The organism is Ensifer soli (genome assembly GCF_041928815.1).
GTDB lineage: Bacteria > Pseudomonadota > Alphaproteobacteria > Rhizobiales > Rhizobiaceae > JBHFEI01.
This window is the reverse complement of the sequence record NZ_JBHFEI010000001.1, coordinates 133,152-157,298: the sequence shown is the minus strand read 5'-3', so window position 1 is coordinate 157,298 and position 24,147 is coordinate 133,152. Positions and strand designations below refer to the sequence as shown.

The 24,147-nt window shown below is 67.3% G+C and carries 24 protein-coding genes; 9 read left to right on the top strand and 15 right to left on the bottom strand.

Features of this window, described 5'->3' with window-relative positions; translation table 11 throughout:
- Positions 1-6: 6 nt before the first annotated feature.
- Positions 7-1,002 carry a hydrogen peroxide-inducible genes activator gene (locus ACEVQ6_RS00660; RefSeq protein ID WP_374886957.1) on the bottom strand — a complete coding sequence of 332 codons (996 nt, stop codon included), beginning with the start codon at positions 1,000-1,002 and terminating at the stop codon, positions 7-9.
- 322 nt (positions 1,003-1,324) lie between these two features.
- The gene (locus tag ACEVQ6_RS00655) at positions 1,325-2,275 is read right to left on the bottom strand and encodes a LysR substrate-binding domain-containing protein (RefSeq protein ID WP_374886956.1); all 951 of its coding nucleotides are present in this window, start codon (positions 2,273-2,275) and stop codon (positions 1,325-1,327) included.
- Positions 2,276-2,618: 343 nt separating this feature from the next.
- On the opposite strand from ACEVQ6_RS00655, the gene ACEVQ6_RS00650 reads away from it, so the two are divergent.
- The gene (locus ACEVQ6_RS00650) at positions 2,619-2,822 is read left to right on the top strand and encodes a DUF1127 domain-containing protein (RefSeq protein ID WP_374886955.1); all 204 of its coding nucleotides are present in this window, start codon (positions 2,619-2,621) and stop codon (positions 2,820-2,822) included.
- Positions 2,823-2,937: 115 nt separating this feature from the next.
- Here ACEVQ6_RS00650 and ACEVQ6_RS00645 read toward each other — a convergent pair whose 3' ends face one another.
- The 6 genes from ACEVQ6_RS00645 to ACEVQ6_RS00620 all read right to left on the bottom strand — a co-directional run bounded on the left by ACEVQ6_RS00645 (position 2,938) and on the right by ACEVQ6_RS00620 (position 9,346).
- Entirely contained in the window at positions 2,938-3,771 is an 834-nt protein-coding gene (locus tag ACEVQ6_RS00645) for a DUF937 domain-containing protein (RefSeq protein ID WP_374886954.1), read from the bottom strand.
- A gap of 112 nt (positions 3,772-3,883) precedes the next feature.
- Complete coding sequence (locus ACEVQ6_RS00640) at positions 3,884-5,257, bottom strand: glutamate--cysteine ligase (protein ID WP_374886953.1); 1,374 nt, start codon at positions 5,255-5,257, stop codon at positions 3,884-3,886.
- Between the two features lie 140 nt (positions 5,258-5,397).
- Entirely contained in the window at positions 5,398-6,135 is a 738-nt protein-coding gene (locus tag ACEVQ6_RS00635) for a 16S rRNA (uracil(1498)-N(3))-methyltransferase (protein ID WP_374886952.1), read from the bottom strand.
- Between the two features lie 11 nt (positions 6,136-6,146).
- Positions 6,147-7,646 (bottom strand): inorganic phosphate transporter, encoded by a 1,500-nt coding sequence (locus ACEVQ6_RS00630; protein WP_374887346.1) that lies wholly within the window; start codon positions 7,644-7,646, stop codon positions 6,147-6,149.
- A 207-nt stretch (positions 7,647-7,853) separates the two neighbouring features.
- Positions 7,854-8,360, bottom strand: a complete 507-nt coding sequence (locus ACEVQ6_RS00625) for an NUDIX hydrolase (RefSeq protein WP_374886951.1) — start codon at positions 8,358-8,360, stop codon at positions 7,854-7,856.
- A 179-nt stretch (positions 8,361-8,539) separates the two neighbouring features.
- Positions 8,540-9,346: a FadR/GntR family transcriptional regulator gene (locus ACEVQ6_RS00620; protein WP_374886950.1), complete on the bottom strand. Its 807-nt coding sequence runs from the start codon at positions 9,344-9,346 to the stop codon at positions 8,540-8,542.
- A gap of 169 nt (positions 9,347-9,515) precedes the next feature.
- On the opposite strand from ACEVQ6_RS00620, the gene ACEVQ6_RS00615 reads away from it, so the two are divergent.
- Positions 9,516-10,793: a DUF3422 family protein gene (locus ACEVQ6_RS00615; RefSeq protein ID WP_374887345.1), complete on the top strand. Its 1,278-nt coding sequence runs from the start codon at positions 9,516-9,518 to the stop codon at positions 10,791-10,793.
- A gap of 206 nt (positions 10,794-10,999) precedes the next feature.
- Here ACEVQ6_RS00615 and ACEVQ6_RS00610 read toward each other — a convergent pair whose 3' ends face one another.
- Positions 11,000-11,896 carry a LysR family transcriptional regulator gene (locus ACEVQ6_RS00610; protein ID WP_374886949.1) on the bottom strand — a complete coding sequence of 299 codons (897 nt, stop codon included), beginning with the start codon at positions 11,894-11,896 and terminating at the stop codon, positions 11,000-11,002.
- A 101-nt stretch (positions 11,897-11,997) separates the two neighbouring features.
- Between ACEVQ6_RS00610 and ACEVQ6_RS00605 the strand changes: the two genes are divergently transcribed.
- From ACEVQ6_RS00605 to glcF, 4 genes are read left to right on the top strand one after another with little or no spacing between them, the layout of a single operon-like run.
- A complete protein-coding gene (locus ACEVQ6_RS00605; protein WP_374886948.1) occupies positions 11,998-13,434 on the top strand; it encodes an FAD-linked oxidase C-terminal domain-containing protein in 1,437 nt (478 codons plus the stop codon).
- A complete protein-coding gene (locus ACEVQ6_RS00600; RefSeq protein WP_374886947.1) occupies positions 13,431-14,636 on the top strand; it encodes an FAD-binding protein in 1,206 nt (401 codons plus the stop codon). The genes ACEVQ6_RS00605 and ACEVQ6_RS00600 overlap by 4 nt, the downstream gene beginning before the upstream one ends.
- 4 nt (positions 14,637-14,640) lie before the next feature.
- On the top strand, positions 14,641-15,381 hold the full coding sequence (locus ACEVQ6_RS00595) for an endonuclease NucS domain-containing protein (protein WP_374886946.1): 741 nt from the start codon (positions 14,641-14,643) through the stop codon (positions 15,379-15,381).
- Positions 15,381-16,682: a glycolate oxidase subunit GlcF gene (gene glcF / locus ACEVQ6_RS00590; RefSeq protein ID WP_374886945.1), complete on the top strand. Its 1,302-nt coding sequence runs from the start codon at positions 15,381-15,383 to the stop codon at positions 16,680-16,682. The genes ACEVQ6_RS00595 and glcF overlap by 1 nt, the downstream gene beginning before the upstream one ends.
- A gap of 21 nt (positions 16,683-16,703) precedes the next feature.
- Here the strand turns inward: glcF and ACEVQ6_RS00585 are convergent, their stop codons facing one another.
- The 3 genes from ACEVQ6_RS00585 to ACEVQ6_RS00575 form a co-directional block, all read right to left on the bottom strand.
- A complete protein-coding gene (locus ACEVQ6_RS00585) occupies positions 16,704-17,363 on the bottom strand; it encodes an outer membrane protein (RefSeq protein ID WP_374886944.1) in 660 nt (219 codons plus the stop codon).
- Between the two features lie 195 nt (positions 17,364-17,558).
- Complete coding sequence (locus tag ACEVQ6_RS00580; protein WP_374886943.1) at positions 17,559-18,272, bottom strand: L,D-transpeptidase; 714 nt, start codon at positions 18,270-18,272, stop codon at positions 17,559-17,561.
- 198 nt (positions 18,273-18,470) lie between these two features.
- The gene (locus tag ACEVQ6_RS00575; protein WP_374886942.1) at positions 18,471-19,241 is read right to left on the bottom strand and encodes a L,D-transpeptidase; all 771 of its coding nucleotides are present in this window, start codon (positions 19,239-19,241) and stop codon (positions 18,471-18,473) included.
- A gap of 365 nt (positions 19,242-19,606) precedes the next feature.
- On the opposite strand from ACEVQ6_RS00575, the gene ACEVQ6_RS00570 reads away from it, so the two are divergent.
- Positions 19,607-20,236 carry a DNA-3-methyladenine glycosylase I gene (locus ACEVQ6_RS00570; RefSeq protein WP_374886941.1) on the top strand — a complete coding sequence of 210 codons (630 nt, stop codon included), beginning with the start codon at positions 19,607-19,609 and terminating at the stop codon, positions 20,234-20,236.
- Positions 20,237-20,344: 108 nt separating this feature from the next.
- On the opposite strand, the gene copM is transcribed toward ACEVQ6_RS00570, so the two are convergent.
- The 3 genes from copM to ACEVQ6_RS00555 form a co-directional block, all read right to left on the bottom strand.
- Positions 20,345-20,665, bottom strand: a complete 321-nt coding sequence (gene copM, locus ACEVQ6_RS00565) for a CopM family metallochaperone (RefSeq protein WP_374887344.1) — start codon at positions 20,663-20,665, stop codon at positions 20,345-20,347.
- A gap of 182 nt (positions 20,666-20,847) precedes the next feature.
- Complete coding sequence (locus ACEVQ6_RS00560; RefSeq protein WP_374886940.1) at positions 20,848-21,177, bottom strand: hypothetical protein; 330 nt, start codon at positions 21,175-21,177, stop codon at positions 20,848-20,850.
- A gap of 40 nt (positions 21,178-21,217) precedes the next feature.
- The gene (locus ACEVQ6_RS00555; RefSeq protein ID WP_374886939.1) at positions 21,218-21,637 is read right to left on the bottom strand and encodes a hypothetical protein; all 420 of its coding nucleotides are present in this window, start codon (positions 21,635-21,637) and stop codon (positions 21,218-21,220) included.
- Between the two features lie 249 nt (positions 21,638-21,886).
- Here ACEVQ6_RS00555 and ACEVQ6_RS00550 point away from each other — a divergent pair, with 249 nt between their 5' ends.
- Both ACEVQ6_RS00550 and hisS read left to right on the top strand, forming a co-directional pair.
- Positions 21,887-22,543 carry a helix-turn-helix domain-containing protein gene (locus ACEVQ6_RS00550; RefSeq protein WP_374886938.1) on the top strand — a complete coding sequence of 219 codons (657 nt, stop codon included), beginning with the start codon at positions 21,887-21,889 and terminating at the stop codon, positions 22,541-22,543.
- Positions 22,544-22,629: 86 nt separating this feature from the next.
- Complete coding sequence (hisS, locus tag ACEVQ6_RS00545; RefSeq protein WP_374886937.1) at positions 22,630-24,117, top strand: histidine--tRNA ligase; 1,488 nt, start codon at positions 22,630-22,632, stop codon at positions 24,115-24,117.
- The last annotated feature ends 30 nt before the right edge of the window (positions 24,118-24,147 follow it).

Here is a 24,147-nt window from a genome sequence, read left to right as displayed (position 1 = left end):
CGCGCCCTATCCGGCCGACCCTCCGCCATCCTCCGTTGCCGACGCGGTCCCGCCTCGGCCGGACAGGCTCCCTGTCGCCAGTTGCGGCGGCGGGGAGCCGACCAAGGCCTCGATATCCCGCCGGCTGGCGACGATGGCATCGGCTAGGGCCGCCATGTCGTCGCGGCGGGAACTCGAGCGCCGCCAGACGAGGCCGATCTCGCGGGCCGGCTGCGGCTCGGCGAAGGGGACGATGCGCAGCGCGTTGCGGGCCGCCTCCGTCGGCACCGCGATCTCCGGGATCAGCGTCATGCCCATGCCGTGCGACACCATCTGCAGCAGCGTCGCCATCGAGGTGGCGCCGAAATTGACGAGGCTGCGCCGCCCGACCGTCGAGCAGACGGCCAGCGCCTGGTCGCGCAGGCAGTGGCCCTCCTCGAGCAGCAGCAGCCGCTCGACGTCGACCTGGTCCTCGGTCAGCGGCGACATCAGCACCTGCCGGTCATTGTCCGCCATCGCCATGAAGAAGCGGTCGGAGAAGAGGGGTTGCGCCTGCGTCCCCTCGGCCTCGACCGGCAGGGCGACGACGATCGCATCGAGCCTGCCGTCGAGGAGATCGGCGACCAGACGGTCGGTCAGCGTCTCGCGCAGTTCGATGTCGATCTCCGGATAGGCCGATCGCAGCTTCGGCACGAGAGTCGGGACGAGATAGGGTGCGAGGGTTGGGATGATGCCGATCCGCACCGTGCCGGTCAGCGTGCCGCGCTCGCTGCGCGCCGACTGCTCCAGATGGTCGATGCAGGCGAGGATGACCTTGATCTGCGCATGCACGCTTTCGCCCTTCTCGGTCAGAAGCGCGCCGCTCCGGTTGCGTTCGACGAGGCGCGTGCCGAGATGCTCCTCCATTTCCATGATCTGGGTCGACAACGCCGGCTGGCTGACGCTGACAAGGGCGGCCGCCCGGCCGAAATGGCGCGTGGTGGCCAGAGCGTCGAAATAGCGGATCTGGCGAAGGGTCAGCATGATCCGAAAAAATTATCAGAATCCCTGTCGGCGGCAAGACGGAATGATCGACAGGGCCGCCTTGCATTCCAGCCATGGCCGTTCCGCCGAGTGCATTAACCTTAACGAAGATTCATTGCCATCCCGGATGCTGTCCCGAAGCAATTCAACTTGGGCGGGAGGAAAAAAGGCGCTAGGATGGCGACATCCGATAACGAGAGCCTTTTTCATCAGGATTATTCAAGGCAAAGCCGCCTGCGGCGCGCAACACATTGCATGGTGATTTGAGGGGGCGGGTTCCGGTCGGAGCGCGTCCCCTTTTTATCGCCGGCGGCGGTCTTTCCTACCAGCTCGGCAGCATGTGGCTCTGGCGCAGCCGCGGAAAGCGCGAGACGTTCTTCAGGTCGCCGTCGAGGTCGTCGGCCTTGGCGACGGGCGTGATGTTGTCGAGGCAGGCGGTGATGTGGTTGGTGATCGCGGTCGAGAGCGACGGCGACAGGCCCGGACGCTTCATGATGCCGATCTGGATCGGCGCCAGCGCCGGAAAGCCGTCCGCCTGGGTCAGCACCTTCATGCCGGAGCGCAGCGCCGATTCCGGCATGGTCGAGACCGCCATGCCGGCCAGCACCGCCGCCGCGATCACCGTCGATGACCAGCTGGTGAACAGGATCTGATAGTCGCGCCCGATCGCGTCGAGGGCGGCGCAGGCCGCCTGGCGCCACTGGCAGTCGTGGCGGCCGACGGCGAGCGGCACCGGCGCGTTTTCCGGCAGCGGGTGGTTGATCGAGCCGACCCAGCAGAGCGGCTCGGTGCGCACGACGTCGGAGGTGCGCACCCGCGGATTGTGGGTGACGAGCGCGATGTCGAGATCGCCCTTCGCCATCTTCTCGGCGAGGTCGACCGAGGGTTCGCAGACGATGTAAAGCTCGACATTCGGATGGCTTTTCGCGAAACGGTCGATGATTTCCGGCATGTAGCGGTCGGCATAGTCGTCCGGCGTGCCGATCCGCAGCGTCCCCTCCAGCCGGTTGTCGTCGAAGGAGGCGATCGCCTCGTTGTTCAGCCGGATCATCCGCCGGGCGAAATTCAAGAGCTTGTCGCCCTCCGGCGTCAGCCGGTTGCCGCGGCCGTCCTTGGCGAACAGCGCCTTGCCGATCCGCTCCTCCAGGCGCCGCATCTGCATCGACACCGCCGATTGCGTCTTGAACACCCGCTCGGCCGCGCGGGTGAAACTGCCGGTGTCGGCGATGGCGACGAAGGTCTGCAGCTGGTCGATGTCGAGGGGCGCGGACATGGGGTTAACCTATAAGACAACGTGATGGATATTATTAGAAACATTCGTTGGACTGATCAATACGGATTTGCGATTGAGGTCTTGCAAAACGGCATTCCGCTTCGGCTGGCGACCTGAACCGCCATGCCACCGGCCCTCTCGACGGCCGGTGCGGGATGTCGCCCATGCGTTCACATTTTTGGTTCGGCCCGCTCCGGCGCATGACCTCCCGCGTCCGGGAGCCGGCCTTGCTGTGGTCAAAAGGAGATCGACGACCATGCGTACCCCCGGACAGACCCTCGCCACGGGCTTTGGAAACGGCGGAGCGAATGCCGCGTTCCGCCTCACGGGCTGGACCGGGCGCATGAAAACGCTGCTTCGCGCGCTCCTCAACCGACGCGCCATCGGCGGTCTTGGCGACCTGACCGATGCGCAGCTCCTCGACATCGGCCTCAGCCGCGCCGATGTCGACGGCGCGCTGACATCGGCCTTCTTCGAGGATCCCTCCGCCCATCTGACGCGCGCGGCACGGTCGCGGGCGCAGGCCTTCTACCGCAGGTCCGTCTGAGCGATCGGCGGGTCCGAAGGGATCCGTCGCGCGCTCTCTGCTTCCCCGCAGGGTCGCCAAGCCAACTGGCCCTGCCGCTTGCCCGGCGCGAGGTTTCCTCTGCCGGGCATTTTTATTATGCCTTCCTGCCGGAATAGGTCCCGATCAGGCCGTCGATCGCCTTCTGGTATTCCTTCTGCGCCTCGATGCCGCTTTCGAACATGCTCGACATCATGGCGGCGAACTGCGAGGCCGGAGACGTCTCCTCGACCTTCGCCTCTTCCTTGAGGGCGGCCGGTCCGCGCATCATCTCGCCGAAGGCCTTGAAGAAGGGATTGGCGGAGAAAAGATCGGCCGGCGTCGGCGCCTTGGCGGCCGCGTCCTGCGGCTTCATCGCGAACTGCATCGCCTGCAGGAACGGGTTCTCGAAGGGGGGCGCTGCCGGCTTCGACGTGGTGTCGCCGGCGGCGTCCATCCACGGCTTCATCCAGGCGGCCATCGGCGACTGGGAGAACATCGCCGCCGCATCGAAGGGTTTCTGCGCGATTTCGCCGGTCATCTGCTTGAACAGGCCGCCCATGATCGAGCTCGCCATCACCGGCAGCATCTGCTTGTAGATTTCCTGGCCGATGCCGGTCATCTGCGCCGCCTGGGCGGCGATCGCCCGCGACACCTCCTTCGAGCCGAAGAGCTGGCCGAGGATGCCGTTGCCGTCGGCCATGCCCTGCGGCGTGAAGGCCTCGCGCAGGTCCTCGAAGTAGCGGACGTGGTTGCCGCTCGCCATCGCCTGCAGCAGCGCGCCGAAATCGTAAGGGTTCGTCGCATTGCGCTTGAAGGCGGCGGAGAAGGCGGGCATCAGCGCCGCGGTCGCGCTCGCCATCTGCTCCTGCGCCAGGCCGAACTGGCGGGCGAGCACGCCCATCGCCTCGCCGTTCTGCGCCTTCATCATCATCTCGAACAGCGGAAGCATGGCCTTGTCTCTCCTCCTCGGCGGGGCGGTCGAGACGCACTATAGGCGAAAAAAAACAAAGGCAAACCGGTTTTCTCCGCTTTGCCGTCCGACTTTGGCCGGGCTTTACGCCTCAGTACTGGTATTCGGCGAAAACCGGATCGACGCTGCCGTTCCAGCGCCCGTGATAGAGCGACAGCATCTCGTCGGCGAGCGTCGCGCCCCTGGCGACGACCTCGTCGAGGGGGCCGAGGAAATGGCTCTCGTCCACGCCCTCGCCGTTCAGCCGGTTGCGCCGCACGAGGCCGGCGCGCGCGATGGCGAGGATCTCGCGGGCGACGTCGCGTAGGCCCCGGCCGCGGATCGTGGCCGAAAGGCCGGCGGCGGGCACGGCGTCGCGCAGCGCCTGCACGTCGGCAAGGCTCCAGTCGCGGGTGAACGCGTCGGCGGCGGCGAGCGCCTCGCCGTCGTAGAGAAGGCCGACCCAGAAGGCCGGCAGCGCGCAGATGCGCCGCCAGGGCCCCCCGTCGGCGCCGCGCATCTCGAGGAAGCGCTTCAGCCGCACGTCGGGGAAGAGCGTCGAGAGATGGTTAGTCCAGTCGCCGAGCGTCGGCGCCCAGTCGGCAAGCTCACCCTTCAGCGCTCCATTCATGAACTGCCGGAAGGTCACATGGGTACAGTCATGGTAGCGCCCGTCGCGCACGACGAAATACATCGGCACGTCGAGCGCCCATTCGACATAGGCGTCGAAGCCGAAATCCGGGGCGAAGGCGCCGGGAAGCAGGCCGGCGCGGTTGTTGTCGGTGTCGCGCCAGATGTCGCCGCGCCAGGATTTCAGCCCGTTCGGCCGGCCGTCGGTGAAGGGAGAGCTGGCGAAGAGCGCGGTCGCGAGCGACTGCAGCTTCATCGACACCAGCATCTTCCTCCGCATGTCCTCTTCCGAGGAGAAGTCGAGGTTCACCTGGATCGTGCAGGTGCGGTACATCATGTCGAGGCCCTTCGTGCCGACCTTCGGCATGTAGCGGCTCATGATGTCGTAGCGCGATTTCGGCATGCGCGGGGTCTCGGCGAGCGTCCATTTCGGGCTGCCGCCCAGCCCGAGAAAGCGGATGCCGAGCGGCTCGGCGATCTCTCGCAGCACCGCGAGATGCTGGTTCGATTCGCGACAGGTGTCGTGCAGCGTCTCGAGCGGCGCGCCGGAGAGCTCGAACTGGCCGCCGGGCTCGAGCGAGATCGCCCCCATCCCGGAGGGTTCGGCCAGGCCGATGACGTTGCCGGCGTCGACGATCGGCTCCCAGCCGCAGCGTTGCGCCATACCGGCGAGCAGCGCCGAGATGCTCGCCTCGCCGAAATAGGGAACGGGCGTGTCGTCGGCCTTGAAGAAGGCGAATTTCTCGTGCTCGGTGCCGATGCGGAAGGCGCTTTCCGGCTTCGATCCCGAGGCGAGATAGGCCGAAAGCTCGGCTGCCGACGTGACCGGTGTCTCATCTGTGGTGTCGCGGGCCATGGTGTCTTCTTCGTCTTCGGTGGGCTCTGATCGCAGCCGGTCGGCATGGTGCTTGGACCGGATCAGGGGCGCGTGCAAGCAAAATTCTTTCAAAGTCGGTTCAAAAAACCTGTGCCGTCGCGCAGGACGTCGCGGCCCGCTCAGCGCCAGTCGCCGATCGTCGCCTGGATGACGGCAAGGGCCGCGACGGCGGCGGTGTCGGCCCGCAGGATCCGGGGGCCGAGCGGGATGGCGGTGACGAAGTCGAGGCTGCGCAGCAGGCCGCGCTCCTCCTCGGAAAAGCCGCCCTCGGGCCCGACGAGCAGCGCATGCCGGGTTTCCGTGATCGCGGAAAGGCGCGGCAGCGGGTTCTGCCCCGCGTCGCCCTCGTCGCAATAGATGATCCGGCGGCTCCGGTCCCATCCGGACAGCAGATCGGCGAGGCCGACCGGCTCCTCGACGCCGGGGATCGACAGGATACCGCATTGCTCGGCGGCCTCGACGACGTTGGCGCGCAGCCGGTCGAGGCTGCCGAGCCGCCCCTGGACGTGCCGCGTCATCACCGGCTGCAACAGGCCCGCCCCCATCTCCACCGCCTTCTGCACCAGATAGTCGAGCCGGCCGGTCTTCAAGGGCGCGAAGAGATAGTGGAGGTCGCAGGACTGCGGCTGCGGCCGCGTCTGTTCGACCGCGACGAGGGTGAGCTTCTTGCGCGTCGAAAAGCGCAGCTCCGCCCGCCATTCGCCGTCGCGGCCGTTGAAGACGAGGATCGGCGCGCCGTCCTCCATGCGCAGCACGTTGGCGAGATAGTTGAACTGGTCGCGGTCCGCCTCGTGGACGGCGGCGGGAAAGAGCGGCGTTTCGACGAACAGGCGCTGCAGGCGGAAATTGGCGCGCATGGGGAGGACCTTCAGGGCAGGACGAGGCCGAGGGCGAGGAAGATGAGGGCCGACAGCAGGGCCGCGACCGGAAGGGTCACCACCCAGGCGGCCCCGATCGTCAGCAAGTGCGAGCGGCGCACGAGGCGGCGGCGCTGCGCCTCCTCGGTGTTGGTCTCGTCGGCCTCCATGAAATGGACATGGCCGGTCCGGCGGCGGATATAGTCGCGCCGGCGCCGGGAATTGCGCGTGTACCATTCGCGGAACAGGCCGACGCCGAACACGGCGCCGACGGCGGTGTGGGTCGAACTGATCGGGATGCCGAGCATCGAGGCGACGATCACGGTCGCCGCGGTGGAGAGCGCGACGCAGAAGGCGCGCATCGGATTGAGGCGGGTGATCTCCTGGCCGACGATGCGGATCAGCCGCGGCCCGAAGAGCAGGAGGCCGACGGAAATGCCGAAGGCGCCGATCAGCATCACCCAGGCCGGGATCGCGCCGGCGCCGCCGTTGCCGCCGACGGTAACGACGATGGCCGACAGCGGCCCGATCGCGTTCGAGACGTCGTTGGCGCCATGCGCGAAGGAGAGGAGGCCCGCCGCGCCGATCAGCGGCAGGCGGAAGAGCTTGCGCAGGTCCTGGTTGCGATTGGTGAAGCCTTCCGACTGGCGCCGGATATGATCGCGGCTGCCGAGATAGAAGACGAGCGCGGTGGCGGCACCGACGAAGAGCCCTGCGGTCAGCGACAGGTCGAACAGGCCGGGAATGCCGGCCGCGGCGAGGAAGGCGGCGAAACAGCCCGCCATCGCCGCGATCAGCACCGGCATCCAGCGCCGCGCGGCCGCGATCTTGTCGTCGCGGTAGATGATGGTTTCCTTGACGAAGAACAGGATCAGCGCGGCGATGCCGCCGCCGAGAAGCGGCGACACCATCCAGCTCAGCGTGATGCCCGACAGCGTCAGCCAGTTCACCGCCTGCGGCCCGCCGGCGAGCAAGCCGGCGCCGAGGATGCCGCCGACGATCGAATGGGTGGTCGAGACCGGCGCGTTGGCATAGGTGGCGATGTTGATCCAGACGGCCGAGGACAGCAGCGCCGCGAGCATCACGCGCACCATCGCGTCGCCGTCCGGCATCGCCGCCGCGTCGACGATCTCGAAGCCGACGCGTTCGACCACGGCCCCGCCGGCGATCAGCGCGCCAGCGATCTCGCAGACGGCCGCAATGGCAAGCGCCGTGCCGAGCGTCATCGCCTTGGCGCCGACGGCGGCGCCGACATTGTTGGTCACGTCGTTGGCGCCGATGTTCATCGCCATGTAGGCGGCGAGCGCCGCGCCGGCAAGGATGACGGCGAGGCCCGACGTGCCGGTGAAGGCGCTGGCGGCGAAGGCGACGCTGAGGACGAGGAACACGAGCCCGGCGCCGAGGCCGGCGACCGGCCGCATCGTCTGCAGCGTCATCTCCTCGGCAAGGCTCACCTTGTCGAGATCCTTGTCGAGCGTCGGCTTTTCAAGGCGCATGCCGGTTTCGCCCATGCCCGTCTTCGGCATGTCTCGGTCTCTCCCGCCGATTCTGAAGGGAATGCACCGGCGGGCGCCGGCGCGATCGTTTCCGTCCTACAGCATTTTCGCCGCCGACGGAATCGCCTGAAAGAAAAGGGCGAGCCGATCGTGCGATTTGACCGCGCGGGCCGGTTGCGCGCGCCGCAGTGCAACGACCGCGGCATCGCCGGCATGCGCCCGTCAGGCGATGCCGTCGTCCTCGCGCGTGCCGTAGGCGCTCGAGATCCGGGCGGCAAAGCTCAGGATCAGGGTTTTGAGCAGCGGTTCCTCGACGCGCTTCGCCGCCTCGGCGAAGGACATCCATTCGGAGCGGCGCATGTCCTTCTCCGGAAAATTCTTGGCGATGTCCTCGACGACCAGCGGATAGACCTGGACCTTGCAGTTGATCGTGACGCCGAAATCCATGCCCTTGCGATAGGTATAGACGCCGATCGGCTCGCGGCCGATCTCGCCCTTGACGCCGGCCTCCTCGTAGGCCTCGCGCTCGGCCGCCTGGTAGGCGAGCTTGCCGTCCATCGGCCAGCCCTTGGGGATCACCCAGCGGCCGGTGTCGCGGCTGGTGATCAGAAGCGCCTCCGCGCCGCTGCCCTTCTTGCGCACGCGGTAGCACAACGCGCCGTACTGGATCCGTGTCGGGCGGCGGAACATCAACTGCATGTCGTGGGCGATACGGTCGAAAAGAGCCAAATCGGTCGGGAATCCCTCTGAATGTGCCGCCGGCCTGCCGGAAGGGCGGATCGGCAACGATGCATGTCTGCTGCAAGGCTAGGGTGAGTCTGGCGCCCACCACAAGACGCCACGCATCCTCTATCAGGAAAGGATGCGACAAATTGATGACGAATGCGCCGGATCCCGCCGCAGGAGCGTCATGCCGGCCGGGAACGCGCCGGATCCTGGCCGCGCTGGATCATCCGCAGCTGGGCGATGCGGTCCCAGTCGGCGGAGCGCTCCGCCTCGGCGATCGCCGCGATGATGAAATCGATATGGCCGCGCGCTGCCGCGCGCGCGGCCTCGGCATCGCCGGCCATCACCGCCTCGTAGAGCGCCTCGTGCTGGGCGAGCAGCACCTTGCCCGTGGCAGGCGCGGCGAAGATGACGCGGCGGTGGAAGATCACCCCTTCGCGCATCAGCCGGTAGCAGGAGCGCAGCGTGTGCATCAGCATCAGATTGTGGGCGCATTCGCCGATCGCCGTGTGCAGGGCGATGTCGGCATCGAGTTCCTCCTCGAAACGGCCCTCCTCATGGGCCCGCCGCATCGTCGCGATGATGGCAGTCAGCGCCGCGCGGTCGGAGGCGGTGGCGCGCGTGGCGGCGAATGCCGCCGTCACGCCCTCGAGCTCGCGCCGGAATTCGAGATAGTCGGCAGCCGCCTTGCGGTGCCGGCCGATCAGCGCCAGCAGCGGCTTCGACAGCACCTGCCCGGTGATGTCGGCGACGAAGGTGCCGCCGCCGTGCTGGCTGACGAGCAGGCCGCGCGCCTCCAGTTCCTTCAGCGCCTCGCGCAGCACGGGTCGCGACACGTCGAAACGGCGCGACAGGTCGCGCTCCCCCGGCAGGCGGTCGCCGTCGCCGAGGATCCCCTCGAGGATCAGCAGTTCGATCTGGCGGACGACGTCGTCGGCGTTCCGGCTCTGGTCGATGCGGGCATAGAGGTCGATCGGGTCGTCGGTCACGGGGTGTCTCCGGCCGCCAGTCTAGCGGCGCGGCGCAAACTGGTCAATTTCCTTGACCTCTTCGCGAGGCCTCCCGCCGGAGGGATCCGGCGCCCCGGCCCTTGGTCGTCTTGCATTCGCGTGTTCTCTTGTTAAGGACGTAGTGATGGGCAGCGGCGGGGGGCAGGGCATGGCCAAGGGCAGTTTCGCATTTCCGGTGGCGGCGGCGCGGGCTCAGGCGCTCGGCGAGGTGCATGCGCGCCCTTACGCGCTGGTCGCCACGCCGCGCGTGATCTTCCAGCTCGCCTTCCTGACCGAGGGCCAGGCGGCGCTCGACCATGAGATCCTCTCGGACCTGTCGCGGGCGCGCGGCGTCGCGCCGCCGATGCCGGAGGCGAACCATCACGCGGTCTCCTTCGGCCCCGGCACGCTGCGCTGGGAGCGGCACACGGAGTTCTCCACCTATTTCTGGGATGCGCCGGCGCCGGAGCGCTTTGGCGGCGAGGTGCCGCTGCATCCCTTCGGCGACGGTTTTCGTCCGCCGGGGCCGCTGATCTCCGGTATCCGGCTGGAGGTGCGCAAGGACACGGAGGAGACGCGCGCCGCGCTTGCGCATTTCGACCGGGCGAGCCTCTGTCACAGCGAGATCAAGAACGGGCAGGCGGCGATCCTCACGGATTTCCGCCAGGACGGAAACGGGCTTACCACCATTCTCGTCATCGACCGCGGCATGACCGAGGCCGGCACCGGCGCCGTCGTGCAGCGCCTGCTCGACATCGAGACCTATCGCACGCTGGCGATGACCGGCCTGCCGCTGGCGCAGACGCTCTGGCCGGACATCCGCCGCATCGAGGATGGGTTGACGGCGGTGACCCAGCAGATGACGAAGACGGTGCGCGAGACGGCTGACGGCATGCTGACCGAGATCACCCGGCTCGCGGCCGAACTGGAGGCCGGCGCGGCGCAGAGCCTCTACCGCTTCGGCGCGAGCCGCGCCTATTACGGCATCGTGCAGGAGCGCCTGCGCACCCTAGGCGAGGTGCCCGTCGCCGGCTACGAGACGATCGCCACCTTCCTCGAACGCCGTCTCGCGCCGGCGATGCGCACCTGCCAGTCGGTCGAGGAGCGGCAGGCGAACCTGTCGCGAAAACTGTCGCGGGCAACCTCGTTGATCCGAAGCTGGGTCGACGTCGAGCTCGCCCGGCAGAACGCCGACCTGCTGATGTCGATGGACCGGCGGGCAAACCTCCAGCTCCGGCTGCAGCAGACGGTGGAAGGCCTGTCGGTCGCGGCGATCTCCTACTATGTCGTCGGGCTGATCGGCTATCTCGCCAAGGCGCTGGAAAGCGCCGGCCTGCCGCTGAAGTCGGGCGTGCTGACCGGCATTGCCGTGCCCTTCGTGCTGCTCGCCATCTGGCTGGTGGTGCGCGCCATCCGCCGCCGCCACAAGGACGACGCGCCCCATTGACGCCTCTCTGCCGGGCATTGGCCGAAAGGTCCTGCGTCAGGGCGGAGAGGCCCTTCGCATGAGCCGCCCTGAAGGGACGCGACGCGCTTCGTGACGGCCGCGTCTAGAGCATTTCCAGCCGAAGCGTGATCGCTTCGGTGCCGGAGAATGCGACAAAAAGAACGACTGAGAGCATTTCCGGTGATCCCGTGATCACCGGAAATGCTCTACCGTTCCCATTCGGGCACCGGCCCGTAGAGCTCTGCAAGGTGGTCGATGAAGAGCCGCACCTTGGCCGGCAGGAACTGGCGGCTCGGATAGACGGCGGAGACGGCGAGGCTGCGCGAGCCCTCCCAGTCGGTGAGCACCCGCACCAGCCGCCCGTCGCGGATGTCGGCGCCGACGTCCCAGGTCGAGCGCAGCGCAATGCCGGCGCCGGCCAGCGTCACCTCGCGCACCGCCTCGGACGAATTGGTCAGGATGCGCCCCTGCGGCCGGTAGACGAAGGGCCCGTCCGGCCCCTCGAGCTTCCAGGGGTCGCCATTGTGCTGCGGGATGCAGTGATGTGCGTCGAGGTCGGCGATGCCGGACGGCGTGCCGTGGCGGGAAAGGTAGGCGGGTGCGGCGCAGAGCACCCGGCGCACGCCGGCGAGCCGCCGCGCGACGAGGCTCGAATCGCTGAGCTCGCCGATCCGGATCGCCAGGTCGAAGCCCTCCGCGACGATGTCGGTGAAGGCGTCGGAAAGCACGATGTTGACGACGAGGCCGGGATTGGCCTCGAGGAAGGCCGGAAGGGAGGGCGCGATGTGGCGGTGGCCGAAGGAGGCGGGTGCGGAGATGCGCAGCCGTCCCTGGACCTGGCCGGAGCGGCCTGAGGCGAAGGATTCCGCCTCCTCGACTCCGGCAAGGATCGCCAGCACCCGTTCGTGAAACCCCTGTCCCGCCTCGGTCAGCGAGATCTGGCGCGTCGTGCGCTGCAGGAGCCGCGTGCCGAGCCGCTCCTCCAGCCGGCGGATGCGTTTCGAGATGACGGCCGGCGAATAGCCGAGCGCGCGCGCCGCCGCCGACATGCTGCCGGTCGAAACCACGCGGGCGAAGATTTCGAGGTCGCCGAGATTGGTCATCGGGCTCCGGGGATTGTTGCCGGAAAGGAAAGACTGTTTAGCATTTGATCCGCCAGCGCGAAAGTGGTAAACAAAAAAGACCAGTTTCAAGGGAGGCGCGGGTGGACACGATCGAATTCCTCAAGCCCCGCAGGGAGGTTCTGAGCCGGCGCGAGGTGATCGTCTCCGATCTCGCCGACCTTCTCCCCGAAGGCGCGCTCGTCAGCGATCCGCGCGGCCTCGTGCCCTTCGAGACGGACGCCTTCATCGCCTATCGCAACCTGCCGCTCGCCGTCGCCCTGCCGTCGACGACCGAGCAGGTGGCGGCCGTGCTCACCTATTGCAGCCGCTACGGCATCCCCGTCGTGCCGCGCGGCGCCGGCACGTCGCTCTCCGGTGGCGCCATTCCGCAGGAGGACGCGGTGGTGATCGGCCTGTCGAAGATGTCGCGCATCCTCGATGTCGACTTTTCCAACCGCACGGCGACGGTGCAGGCGGGCGTCACCAATCTGTCGGTCTCCGAGGCCGTCTCCGCCGACGGTTTCTTCTACGCCCCCGATCCGAGCTCGCAGCTCGCCTGCACCATCGGTGGCAATATCGGCATGAATTCCGGCGGCGCGCACTGTCTGAAATACGGCGTCACCGCCAACAACCTGCTCGGCGTCAAGATGGTGCTCTATGACGGCACCGTGATCGAGGTCGGCGGCAAGGCGCTGGATGCGGCCGGCTACGATCTGCTCGGCCTCATCTGCGGCTCCGAGGGCCAGCTCGGCATCGTCACCGAGGCGACGGTGCGGCTGATCGCCAAGCCGGAGGGCGCGCGCCCGGTCCTGTTCGGCTTCGCCTCGGCGGAAGAAGCGGGCGCCTGCGTCGCCGACGTCATCGGCGCCGGCATCATCCCCGTGGCGATCGAGTTCATGGACAAGCAGGCGATCGCCATCTGCGAGCCCTTCGCCCAGGCCGGCTATCCGATGGACGCCGAGGCCTTGCTGATCGTCGAGGTCGAGGGCTCCGAGGCCGAGATGGAGGCGATGCTGGCGAGCATCATCGAGATCGCGCGGAAACACGGCGTCACGACGATCAGGGAGAGCCAGTCGGCGCTGGAGGCGGCGCTGATCTGGAAGGGGCGCAAGTCCGCCTTCGGCGCCACGGGCCGCATCGCCGACTATATCTGCATGGACGGCACCGTGCCGCTCGGCCAGCTTTCCTACGTGCTGCAGAAGACCGCCGAGATCGTCGCGCGCTACGGCCTGCGCGTCGCCAACGTCTTCCATGCCGGCGACGGCAACATGCATCCGCTGATCCTCTACAACATCAACGATCCCGAGGACGCCGCCCGCGCGGAGGCCGCCGGCAACGACATCCTCCGGCTCTGCGTCGATGCCGGCGGCTGTCTCACCGGCGAGCACGGCGTCGGCATCGAGAAACGCGACCTGATGCTGCATCAGTATGCGCAGGTCGATCTCGACCAGCAGATGGCGGCCCGCGCCGCCTTCGATCCGGACTGGATCATGAATCCGTCCAAGGTCTTCCCGCTCGAAGGACGCCCCGCCGCATGAGTGCCGATCTCCTGCCCGAAACCGAAGCGGAGGCCGCGGCCGTGATCCGGGAGGCCGCGTCGGGCCGCACGACGCTGGCGATCCTCGGCGGCGGCACGCGGCGCGGCCTCGGCCATCCGGTCGCGGTCAGCCGGTCGCTCTCGACCGCGCGGCTCTCAGGGATCACCACCTACACGCCGGCCGAGATGACGATGAGCGCGCGTGCCGGCACGCCGCTTGCCGCGATCCAGGCGGCGCTCGACGACAACCGGCAGATGCTCGCCTTCGAGCCGATCGACCATCGCGGCCTCTACGGCACGGGCGGTGAACCGACGATCGGCGGGGCGATCGCGGTCAACGCCTCCGGCCCGCGCCGCTACACCGGGGGGGCGGCGCGCGACCATCTGCTCGGCGTGCGCTTCGTCAACGGTGCCGGCGAGACGATCAAGGCCGGCGGCCGGGTGATGAAGAACGTCACCGGCCTCGACCTCGCCAAGTTCCTCTGCGGCTCGCACGGCACGCTGTCGCTGCTGACCGAGGTCACCTTCAAGGTCCTGCCGGTACCGCCCGCCTCGGCGACGGTGGTCGTCTCCGGCCTCGACGACGCGCAGGCGGCGGCCGGCATGGCGCGTGCGATGGCGCTGCCCTGCGATGTCAGCGGTGCGGCGCACCTGCCGGAGCTCGTCAGCGGCAAGGTGCATGGCGGCGCCCTGCCGTCCGGCCCCGCGACGTTGCTGCGTATCGAGGGTCTGCCGGCCTCGGTCGAGATGCGGGCACGGAAGCTCGCCGCCGCCTTTGCCGGCGCGGGCCCGGTCGCGACGCTCGACCGGGAGGCAACGGCCGGCCTCTGGCGCGAGATCCGCGACGTCGCGCCTTACGCCGAGGACGGCAGCGGCCGGCCGCTCTGGCGGGTCTCCGTCGCCCCCGGCGCCGGTCACCTCGTCGTCGCGGCGCTGCGCCTGCATGCCGGCGTCGATGCCTTCTACGACTGGCAGGGCGGCCTCGTCTGGCTGCGCATGGAGGCCGATCCCGAGGCCGGCCTCTTGCGCCGGCTGATCCGGGAACTCGGCGGCGGCCATGCGACGCTGGTACGCGCCGGCGATGCGGTGAAGGCCACCGTGCCGGTGTTCGAGCCGCTCGCGGCCCCCGTCGCGGCGCTGTCGGTCCGGCTCAAGCAGAAATTCGACCCGCAGTGCATCTTCAATCCCGGCCGGATGGGGTGAATACATGAGAAGCGAGTATCGGAATTGGCTATCAGCTCAAGAGTATGCTGAAAACACTCAGGTGGCTCAGATACATAGAGTTCTAAAAGTGGAGCAGTGCTACGGAGATCTTGAGTCTCTTTATTTGGCTGGTTCTTATGATGATTTGATTGCGGAGTTGAATTACTCAACGAATGATGAGCGTATGGGGAAAGCAAATCCTTCAAAAATAAAATTCGAAGGAAATATTCGGAATAATCTGCAATCATATAAAAATGCTATCGTTCGTTATCGCGGGTTTTTGGAGCAATATTGTCGCGCGGGAAGTGCTGGAACGCAAAATATAACTTCGGTATCTCCGATCATTGAGGAGTCAGTCCTGGAGGGACGTAGGCTCTCTCTTGAACGCGATATGCAGGCTGCCTTGCGTAGGAATATTGAACTTTTAGAACCCGGGCTCGTCATTGTTGACGATGGCGCGGAGCGTGCAGTTGCGTCTGGTTTTGTTGATATTTTATGTCGAGACAAATTGGGAATTCTTGTCGTGGTTGAGCTTAAAGCGGGAAAAACGGATGCGCGCGTTGTAGGGCAATTACTCGGTTATATGGGTGACCTTGTCGATGAGGATAAAGCTGAGGCTATTCGTGGTGTTATTGTGGCTCATGAATTTGACAGGCGCACGATCTCAGCATCTAAAGCGATTCCAAATCTCAGCTTGATGCGCTACACGGTGAAATTCAGTTTCGAGCCGGAGACTGGAAACTGATGCAGACCAATTTTACCGCCGCGCAGCTGGCCGATCCCGAGGTCGCGACCTCGGAGAAGATCCTGCGCAAATGCGTCCATTGCGGCTTCTGCACCGCCACCTGTCCGACCTATGTCACGCTCGGCAACGAGCTCGACAGTCCGCGCGGCCGCATCTACCTGATCAAGGACATGCTGGAAAACGGCCGGGCGGCCGACGAGGAGGTGGTCACCCATATCGACCGCTGCCTCTCCTGCCTGTCCTGCGCCACGACCTGTCCCTCCGGCGTCGACTACATGCATCTGGTCGACCATGCGCGCATCCATATCGAGCGCACCTATCGCCGTCCGCTGAAGGACCGGCTGGTGCGCGGCGTGCTGGCGATGGTGCTGCCCTACCCGGCGCGCTTCCGCCTGGCGCTCGCCGGTGCGCGCCTCGGTCGGCCTTTCGCCGCGCTCCTCAAGCGGATCCCGGCGTTCAAGACCTTCGGCGTCATGCTCGATCTCGCGCCTGCGCGGGCCGCACCCGCTTCGCGCGCTTCCGAGCCCGGCACCCATCGCCCGGACGCTGCACGGCGCGGCCGCGTCGCGCTTTTGACCGGCTGCGCCCAGCCGGTGCTCAAACCCGAGATCAACGAGGCGACGATCCGGCTTTTGACGCGGCTCGGCATCGAGGTCGTGGTGCCTGAAGGGGAGGGGTGCTGCGGCGCGCTCGTCCATCACATGGGCCGCGAGGAACAGGCGCTCGTCGCCGCGCGGCGCAATGTCGATGTCTGGATCCGCGAGATCGAGCGCGGCGGGCTCGACGCGATCGTCATCACCGCATCCGGCTGCGGCACGACGATCAAGGACTACGGCCACATGCTGCGGCTCGACCCGGCCTATGCGGACAAGGCGGCCCGCGTCTCGGCGCTCGCCCGTGACATCACCGAATATCTCGCCGGCCTCGATCTGCCGAAACAGGACGCGCGCGGCCTGACGGTCGCCTATCATTCGGCCTGCTCGATGCAGCACGGGCAGAAGATCGTGCTGCAGCCGAAGACGCTTTTGCGCAATGCCGGCTTCGCCGTGCGTGATCCGGCGGAGGGGCACCTTTGCTGCGGGTCGGCCGGCACCTACAACATCCTGCAGCCGGAGATTTCGGCGACGCTCAAGGCCCGCAAGGTGAAAAACATCGAGGCGACGAAGCCCGATCTCATCGCCACCGGCAATATCGGCTGCATCACCCAGATCGCCACCGGCACGGCTTTGCCGATCCTGCACACGGTCGAACTGCTCGACTGGGCCTATGGCGGCCCGAAGCCGGCCGCGCTTGCCCCCTGAAAGACGGGGTCGCGCCGCGTCCTACCAGTGATAGGTGAGGCCGACATTGATGGCATTGGTGAAGATGTCGGTCTTCAGCGTCGCGCCATGGTCGATGTCGACATTCACGAAGGAATAGTTGCCCTTGTATTCGGTGAACACCGACCAGTGTTCGGCGAACTGATAGGCGATGCCGGCCTCGGCCTGCAGCGTCGCGCCGCCGACCTGGTATTCGAAGGTCTTGCCCGACGGACGCGTCACCTCGACATGGGGAATGTTCAGTCCCGCGCCGAGACCGACATAGGGTGTCCAGGCCCGGCCCGGGCTCTCTAAGCGGTAGAGGCCGTTGATGGTCACGAGATTGAGGCCGTCGGTGAATTCGAGAACGCTCCAGCCCGGCGTCTTGGCGAAGGTCTCCTCGTCCGCATAGACCTTGGCATGGCTGAATTCGAGGGAGACGCCCCAGCCGGGAATGTCGAGGTCGTCGAGCCACCAGGTCGCCCGGCCGCCGTAATAGGGCGGGGCCGCGAAGGACTTGCCCTCCCAGCCGGCGGTGAAGTCGGTGCCGTCGGACGTCGTCACCGTACTGTGCGGCGCACCCTGGACGCCGCCATAGATCGAAACGTCCATCCCGGCCGAGGCTTCGGTCGCCGTCAGCGTGAGCATGGTCGAGGCAAGAAGACACCAGACACGAAGGGCCATGGTTGGATCCGTCAGAAACGAGGGGCCGGGACGCGGCAGGAAGCGCGTCCCCGGAAAAACGGCAGGGGACGCCTGTCGCTTTCGCCCGAATCTAGATCCGTTTCGCCGCGTCCCACAAGTGCAGGCCTGCATCACCCGCCGACAAATCGGAAGGCCTGCCGTGCCGAAGCCCGTTCGCTGCGGCACCCGACCCGCTCAGAGCGCGCTGAACAGGTCGCGCAGGAAATTGACGCCCCGGTCGTCGAAGCTGACCTTGCCCTGCCGGTTGCCCGGCCCGACGACGATGACCTTGGTGCCGAGGCCGGCGCGATCGTAGAGGTGCTCCACATCCTGGTTCATCATGCGGATGCACCCCGACGACATGTTCTGGCCGATCGTCCACGGCTGGTTGGTGCCGTGGATGCGGAAGATCGTGTCGCGGTTGCCCTTGTAGAGATAGAGCGCCCGGGCGCCGAGCGGGTTGTCGAGCCCGCCGTCCTGCACGGCCGGCAGGATCCGGCCCTTGGCGCGCTCGCGGGCCCGCATTTCCGCCGGCGGCGTCCAGGACGGCCACTCCGCCTTGCGCCCGACCTTGACCACGCCGGACCAGCCGAAGCCCTCGCGGCCGACGCCGATGCCGTAGCGCGTCGCCCGGTCCCGGCCTTCGACGTAATAGAGGAACTTGTTGTTGGTATCGACGATGATCGTGCCCGGCGCCTCGTTCGTGACGAGCGTCACCTTGCGCCGCTTGAAGGCGGGATCGACGGTCTGGCGCTGCGCGGCGACGGTCAGGACGTCCGGAACCGCGGCCGCTTCGGATGCCGCGGGCGGCCGCCCGGCCGAAGGCGTGAAGGCCCCGGCGGATCCGGCGGCGAAAAGCGCGCAGGCGGTGGCGAACGCCGCCAGGCAGGCCTTGATCGACAGTCTCATCATGTTCCCCCTTGCATGGTGCCGCGACCCGTGCCGGTCCGGACATGCAGGAAGGCTAGGCGATTTTTCGCCCGTTTCAAGGTTTCGCCACAATGACGGCAGGTTTTCGGGGCGCGCGCGCGTGCGCCTCGCAAGGCGGGGCCACGTCCTGACCCAGCGGGCAGGGGGCGGCCACACCGCCGCCCCGATGGCCGCGAATCAGATGACGATCACCTTCGTACCGACATCCACGCGCTCGTAGAGATCGACGACGTCCTCGTTGCGCATGCGGATGCAGCCGGAGGAGACGGCATAGCCGATCGTCCAGGGCGCGTTGGTGCCGTGGATGCGATAGAGGGTCGAGCCGAGATACATCGCGCGGGCGCCGAGCGGATTGGCGGGGCCGCCGGCCATGTGCACGGGAAGGTCATGTCCCTTGGCCCGTTCGCGGGCGCGCATTTCCGCCGGCGGGCGCCAGTCCGGCCATTCCGCCTTGCGCGTCACCTTGTGGGTGCCGGCCCACTCGAAGCCCGGCTTGCCGACGCCGACGCCGTAGCGCCGCGCCTGTCCCTCGCCGGTGACGAGGTAGAGGAAGCGGTTGTTGGTGTCGATGACGATGGTGCCCGGCCGCTCCTTCGTGTCGTAGGCGACGGTCTGCGGCAGGAATTGCGGGTCCATCTGCTGCTTCTGCGGCCGTTCGGCGCGAATGGCGGCGACCTGCTGGCCATCCGGCAGGGCGGAGCCGACGGCGACGCCAGCGCCGGCGCGGGGGACCGAATCGCGTTCGCGCATCGCCTTTCGGGTGGCCGGGGCCGGCGCTGCGCGATAGACGACCGGGCCGGGTGCGCCGCCGAGCTGCAGCAGCCAGGGCGCGGTCAGGTCGGGGCTGACGATCACCGGCGGGCGCGACTGGCCGTAGCGGTCGCTGGCCTGCGCGGTGCCGGTCAGGGCCACCAAGAGGGATGTCATGACAACAAGGGATTTCTTCATCGGACGCACTCGCAACCTTTCGCCGTGAACACTGCTTCGCCACCGGCCGGACGTCGGCCGCAGCGGGATGAAATTCTATCGGGACGTCGATGCCGCCGTGGCACCGCGCGATGGCCAAAGCCTCGCATCGATTGGTAAACGGCCATTCATGAAAAGGCGGCAGCCGGATGAAACCTTACGGTAGGGTTAATGCCCGGTGTCGGCCTATGGTTGGCGAAACGTGAATCGGCGGGCGGGTTCGCCTGAAGCGTCTTTCGCAGGACTGAGCCGCGGTCTTGCGAAAAGACAGGCGTGAAAACGACAGATCGCGCGCTTATGAGCAAAGCTCAAAGATCGCGACACGTTTCAGGAAGGGAAAGGGAACGATGACGAAGACGGGGCTGATCACCGGCGAGGACGGGCTGGAGCGCTGCTTCTGGCACGGCAATCTCGAAGAATACCGTCGCTACCACGACGAGGAATGGGGGCGCCCGGTCGCCGACGACCGCCGTCTCTTCGAGAAGATCTGCCTCGAAGGCTTCCAGTCCGGCCTGTCCTGGCTGACGATCCTGCGTAAGCGCGAGGGGTTTCGCGCCGCCTTTTCCGGTTTCGACATCGACGCCGTCGCCGCCTTCGGCGAGGCCGACGTCGCGCGCTGCCTCGCCGATGCCGGCATCGTGCGCCACCGCGGCAAGATCGTCTCGACGATCAACAATGCCCGCCGCGCGCAGGAGATGCGCGCGGAATTCGGCTCGCTGGCGCGTTACTTCTGGCGGCACGAGCCGGTGGCCGCTGAGCGGCCGGCCGTCCTGACCTATGAAAGCCTCGTCGCCAACCCGACGACCGCCGCCTCGATCCGCGTCTCCAAGGACCTGAAGAGGCGCGGCTGGACCTTCGTCGGGCCGACGACGGTCTATGCCTTCATGCAGGCGATGGGCCTCGTCAACGATCACATCGAGGGCTGCGTCTGCCGCCCGGAGGTCGAACGGCTGCGCGGGCTCTTCGTCCGGCCGTAGAAGCATGTCCAGCCGAAGCGGGATCGCTTCGGCGTTGGACAATGCGGCAAGAACAAAAAGACAGAGCATGGGAAGCACCCCCGGGCGTCCGCCCGGGGGTGCTTCGGTTCAGCCGCCGTTCTTGGCGAGCCAGGCCTTCATTCTCTCGATCTCGCCGGTCTGGGCGGCGATGATCTCCTGCGCCAGCCTGCGGATTTCGGCGTCCTTGCCGTGTTCGAGCTCGATGCGCGCCATGGCGATCGCGCCCTCGTGATGGGCGATCATGCCGCGGACGAAATCGATGTCGGCATTGCCGGTAAAGGCGATGTCCATCGCGGCGTGCATCGCGGCATTGGCGGCGGCGAAGGCGCGGCTCGACGGGCCGGTGTCGCCCTGCGCCGGGGTGTTGCCCGGCATGGCGGCGTGGTCCATCGCGCCGTGGCCGGCCATGCCCTCTTGCGGCATGGCATGGCCCGGCATGGCATCGTCTTCCGCCGATGCCGGCGATGCCGCGCAAAGCGCAAGCGCCGTCATGGTGGCAAGCACCAGGGTCAGTCTCTTCATGGTGATTTTCCTTCTGGATGGGGATGTCGGGCCGCAAGGGTCGCAGCCCTTGCGCGGCACGGCATCCCTCATCGCGGCGGCGGCACCTGCGGTCGCGGCCGCCGGTCGGGGATCGCCGGAACGGTCGCCGGCGCCAGGCGGTCGACGCGGGCATGGCGCGCCGGCGCAACCGGCAGGTCGACCGAGAGCGCGAAGCAGGCGGCGCAAAGAAGCGGATGGACCGGCGCCTTGCCATGAGCGCGGCATGCCGTGCCGTGATCGGCGTCGCAAGGATGCGCCATGGTCCCGTGATGGGCGTCCACCGTCATCCGTCCGCTTTCCGAAAGCCGCGCCAGCGTCACCGTCGGACCGCTGATCACGGCGGAAAAGATCAGGAGGAAAAGGACGATGCGGCGCATGGGTGCCACACTGTCGCGACCCCGCGTCGAAATCAAGGCGTCAGGCCTGGAGGGCGAAAATGCCGCCCAGACGCTCGGTGCCCCCGCTTGCACCCTTGCCTGTGCCGGACGCGCCGATGCAGAAGAGCCGGGTCGCCTGTCCGCCGGCGCTGACGGGCGTGGCGCAGAAGCAGAAGGAGATCGGCGCCGTTGTCGCGTTCTCGAGCACGCTGAGGATCAGCGTGCGGTGCTCGTGGTGATAGGCGCGCAAAAGGTCGAGGATGCCGCAGGAGGCGCCGCTGATGCCATGGGCGAGGGCGGCGGCCGGTCCGATCGAGAAGATGCCGCTCGCAAGGTCGCAGGCCCATTGTTCGATGCGGTGGCCGGAGCCGGAAAGGCTCGCCACCCAATGCTCGTGCGCGCCGTCGATGGCGGGCTGGATGACGCAGAAACCGGGTGCCGCCAAGCGCAGCATGTCCATGGCGCCGCCGTCCTTTCGGTGGAATGGGCCGATTTCGCCCGGAGGCGAGCGCCGGGCCGGAAGCCGCAGCAATGCCCCTGGGGATCGCGTCCCGGAAAGACGTGCGCGCCGCGTGACCGGGCGACAGCAACGGCACGCGGGCGCGACGATAAAATCCTCGCCAGACTAGCGTTTTATGCTTTATACCGAAACGGCCCTGACTGATCATTTGCTCAACCATTGGGCGAATTTTCCCGCATAGGTGACATGTTGAGCCAGCCCTTCGCGCCCTCGCTCCAGCCATCGCTCCAGCCCTGCACGGAACTCGTCCGCCAGCTTCGCGCCTACCGGCTGAAGGTGGGCCTGACGCAGGCCGACATCGCCTGGAAGCTCGGCTTCTCGGTCCCGGCCGTCTCTCGCTGGGAGCGCGGCGCCTGCGCGCCGGACCTGCGCGCGATCGGCGCGATCGTCGATTTCCTGCGCCGCGCTGATGCGCATACGGAAAAGGCGCTGCTCAACGCCGTGCGCACCGCCACGGACGTGCGCAACATCTGGGAGGGGGCGGACATCCGCTATGTCGCGGGTTCGCCGCGCGAATTCGTCGAGACGCCGCAGATGCGCGCCGTCATCGGCCGCAGCATCCGCCCGCTGCTGACCGGCCTCTACCGCGATTTTTCCGAGAACCACGCGTTGATGGCAAGCGCCAAGGCCGGCGAGATCGCCAGCGTCGAGATCTATGGCGGCACGGCGCTGTCGAACACGACGATGCCGGACGGGTTCGTCCAGGTGAAGCGCATGACCTTCCAGTCGGAGATCGCCGGGCATCTGCGCTGCGACACCCATTCCCGGATGATCGCCTACGCCGAGGCTCCGATCAAGCACGGCGCCGTGATCGTCGGCTGGGACGAGCTCGTCCGCGCGCCATAGGCGGAGCGGCCGATCGCGCCCTTGCCGCAGCCCCCCCGATCGGATAGGGAAACGCCCGAAACGCTGGCAATTCCGGACGATTTTTGATGGCCGAGAAACAGAAGAAACCGCAAAAGCTCAAAGCCCGCCTGCCGCGCGGCTTCGTCGACCGTTCCGCCGCCGACATCCGCGCGGTCGCCGAGATGACGGCGAAGATCCGCGAGGTCTATGAGCGCTACGGTTTCGATCCGGTCGAGACGCCGCTCTTCGAATATACCGATGCGCTCGGCAAGTTCCTCCCCGACAGCGACCGGCCGAACGAGGGCGTCTTCTCGGTGCAGGACGACGACGAGCAGTGGATGAGCCTGCGCTACGACCTGACCGCGCCGCTCGCCCGCCATGTGGCGGAGAATTTCAACGACATCCAGCTTCCCCACCGCACCTACCGCGCCGGCTACGTCTTCCGCAACGAGAAGCCGGGCCCGGGCCGCTTCCGCCAGTTCATGCAGTTCGACGCCGACACGGTCGGCGCCGCCGGCGTCCAGGCCGATGCCGAGATGTGCATGATGATGGCCGACACGATGGAGGCGCTGGAGATTGCGCGCGGCGACTATGTGATCCGGGTCAACAACCGAAAGGTGTTCGACGGCGTGCTCGACGCGGTGGGCCTGAGCGGCGCCGAGAATGCCGGCCGCCGGCTGACGGTGCTGCGCGCCATCGACAAGCTCGACAAGTTCGGCCTTGCCGGCGTCGAACTCCTGCTCGGCGCGGGTCGCAAGGACGAGAGCGGCGACTTCACCAAGGGCGCGGGCCTCGATGCCGGGCAGATCGGCGTGATCCTCTCCTATCTGGGCGACCCGGACTTCCGGCCGTCAAGCCCGCTCTACGACCAGGGCATGGACGAACTGCGGCAGATCGAGGCCCTGGTCGTCGCCGGCGGCTACGGCGCCGACCGCATCAAGATCGACCCCTCCGTTATCCGCGGCCTCGAATACTATACCGGCCCCGTCTTCGAGGCCGAACTCACCTTCGCCGTCACCAACGAGAAGGGCGAGAAGGTCGTGTTCGGCTCGGTCGGCGGCGGCGGGCGCTATGACGGGCTCGTCTCGCGCTTCATGGGCCAGCCGGTGCCGGCGACGGGCTTTTCCATCGGCGTCTCGCGGCTGATGACGGCCTTGAAGAACCTCGGCAAGCTCGGCGCCGACGATGTCGCAGCTCCCGTCGTCGTCTGCGTCATGGACCGCGACATCGACAGTCTCGGCCGCTACCAGAAGCTGACGCAGAGCTTGCGCAATGCCGGCATCCGCGCCGAGATGTACCAGGGCAACAAGAAGAATTTCGGCGACCAGCTGAAATATGCCGACCGTCGCGGCTCGCCCGTCGCCATCATCCAGGGCTCGTCCGAGCGCGAGGCCGGCGAGGTGCAGATCAAGGACCTGATCGAAGGCAAGCGGCTTTCTGGCGAGATCACCGACAATGCCGCCTGGCGCGAGGCGCGCGCCGCGCAGGTCTCGGTCGCCGAAGCCGATCTCGTCGCCGAGGTCCGGAAGATCCTCGACGCCCAGGCCGAGGACCGCGCCCGGGCCGGGGCGTGACCGCCGGCGCGCCCGGACGGCGGGGAACGG

Bases quoted from the DNA above. Each gene is read 5' to 3' on its own strand.
- ACEVQ6_RS00660 (WP_374886957.1), bottom strand. From the start codon at position 1,002: ATGCTGACCCTTCGCCAGATCCGCTATTTCGACGCTCTGGCCACCACG.
- ACEVQ6_RS00655 (WP_374886956.1), bottom strand. From the start codon at position 2,275: ATGTCCGCGCCCCTCGACATCGACCAGCTGCAGACCTTCGTCGCCATC.
- ACEVQ6_RS00650 (WP_374886955.1), top strand. From the start codon at position 2,619: ATGAAAACGCTGCTTCGCGCGCTCCTCAACCGACGCGCCATCGGCGGT.
- ACEVQ6_RS00645 (WP_374886954.1), bottom strand. From the start codon at position 3,771: ATGCTTCCGCTGTTCGAGATGATGATGAAGGCGCAGAACGGCGAGGCG.
- ACEVQ6_RS00640 (WP_374886953.1), bottom strand. From the start codon at position 5,257: ATGGCCCGCGACACCACAGATGAGACACCGGTCACGTCGGCAGCCGAG.
- ACEVQ6_RS00635 (WP_374886952.1), bottom strand. From the start codon at position 6,135: ATGCGCGCCAATTTCCGCCTGCAGCGCCTGTTCGTCGAAACGCCGCTC.
- ACEVQ6_RS00630 (WP_374887346.1), bottom strand. From the start codon at position 7,646: ATGGGCGAAACCGGCATGCGCCTTGAAAAGCCGACGCTCGACAAGGAT.
- ACEVQ6_RS00615 (WP_374887345.1), top strand. From the start codon at position 9,516: ATGGCCAAGGGCAGTTTCGCATTTCCGGTGGCGGCGGCGCGGGCTCAG.
- ACEVQ6_RS00610 (WP_374886949.1), bottom strand. From the start codon at position 11,896: ATGACCAATCTCGGCGACCTCGAAATCTTCGCCCGCGTGGTTTCGACC.
- ACEVQ6_RS00600 (WP_374886947.1), top strand. From the start codon at position 13,431: ATGAGTGCCGATCTCCTGCCCGAAACCGAAGCGGAGGCCGCGGCCGTG.
- ACEVQ6_RS00595 (WP_374886946.1), top strand. From the start codon at position 14,641: ATGAGAAGCGAGTATCGGAATTGGCTATCAGCTCAAGAGTATGCTGAA.
- glcF (WP_374886945.1), top strand. From the start codon at position 15,381: ATGCAGACCAATTTTACCGCCGCGCAGCTGGCCGATCCCGAGGTCGCG.
- ACEVQ6_RS00585 (WP_374886944.1), bottom strand. From the start codon at position 17,363: ATGGCCCTTCGTGTCTGGTGTCTTCTTGCCTCGACCATGCTCACGCTG.
- ACEVQ6_RS00580 (WP_374886943.1), bottom strand. From the start codon at position 18,272: ATGAGACTGTCGATCAAGGCCTGCCTGGCGGCGTTCGCCACCGCCTGC.
- ACEVQ6_RS00575 (WP_374886942.1), bottom strand. From the start codon at position 19,241: ATGAAGAAATCCCTTGTTGTCATGACATCCCTCTTGGTGGCCCTGACC.
- ACEVQ6_RS00570 (WP_374886941.1), top strand. From the start codon at position 19,607: ATGACGAAGACGGGGCTGATCACCGGCGAGGACGGGCTGGAGCGCTGC.
- copM (WP_374887344.1), bottom strand. From the start codon at position 20,665: ATGGCCGGCCACGGCGCGATGGACCACGCCGCCATGCCGGGCAACACC.
- ACEVQ6_RS00560 (WP_374886940.1), bottom strand. From the start codon at position 21,177: ATGCGCCGCATCGTCCTTTTCCTCCTGATCTTTTCCGCCGTGATCAGC.
- ACEVQ6_RS00555 (WP_374886939.1), bottom strand. From the start codon at position 21,637: ATGGACATGCTGCGCTTGGCGGCACCCGGTTTCTGCGTCATCCAGCCC.
- hisS (WP_374886937.1), top strand. From the start codon at position 22,630: ATGGCCGAGAAACAGAAGAAACCGCAAAAGCTCAAAGCCCGCCTGCCG.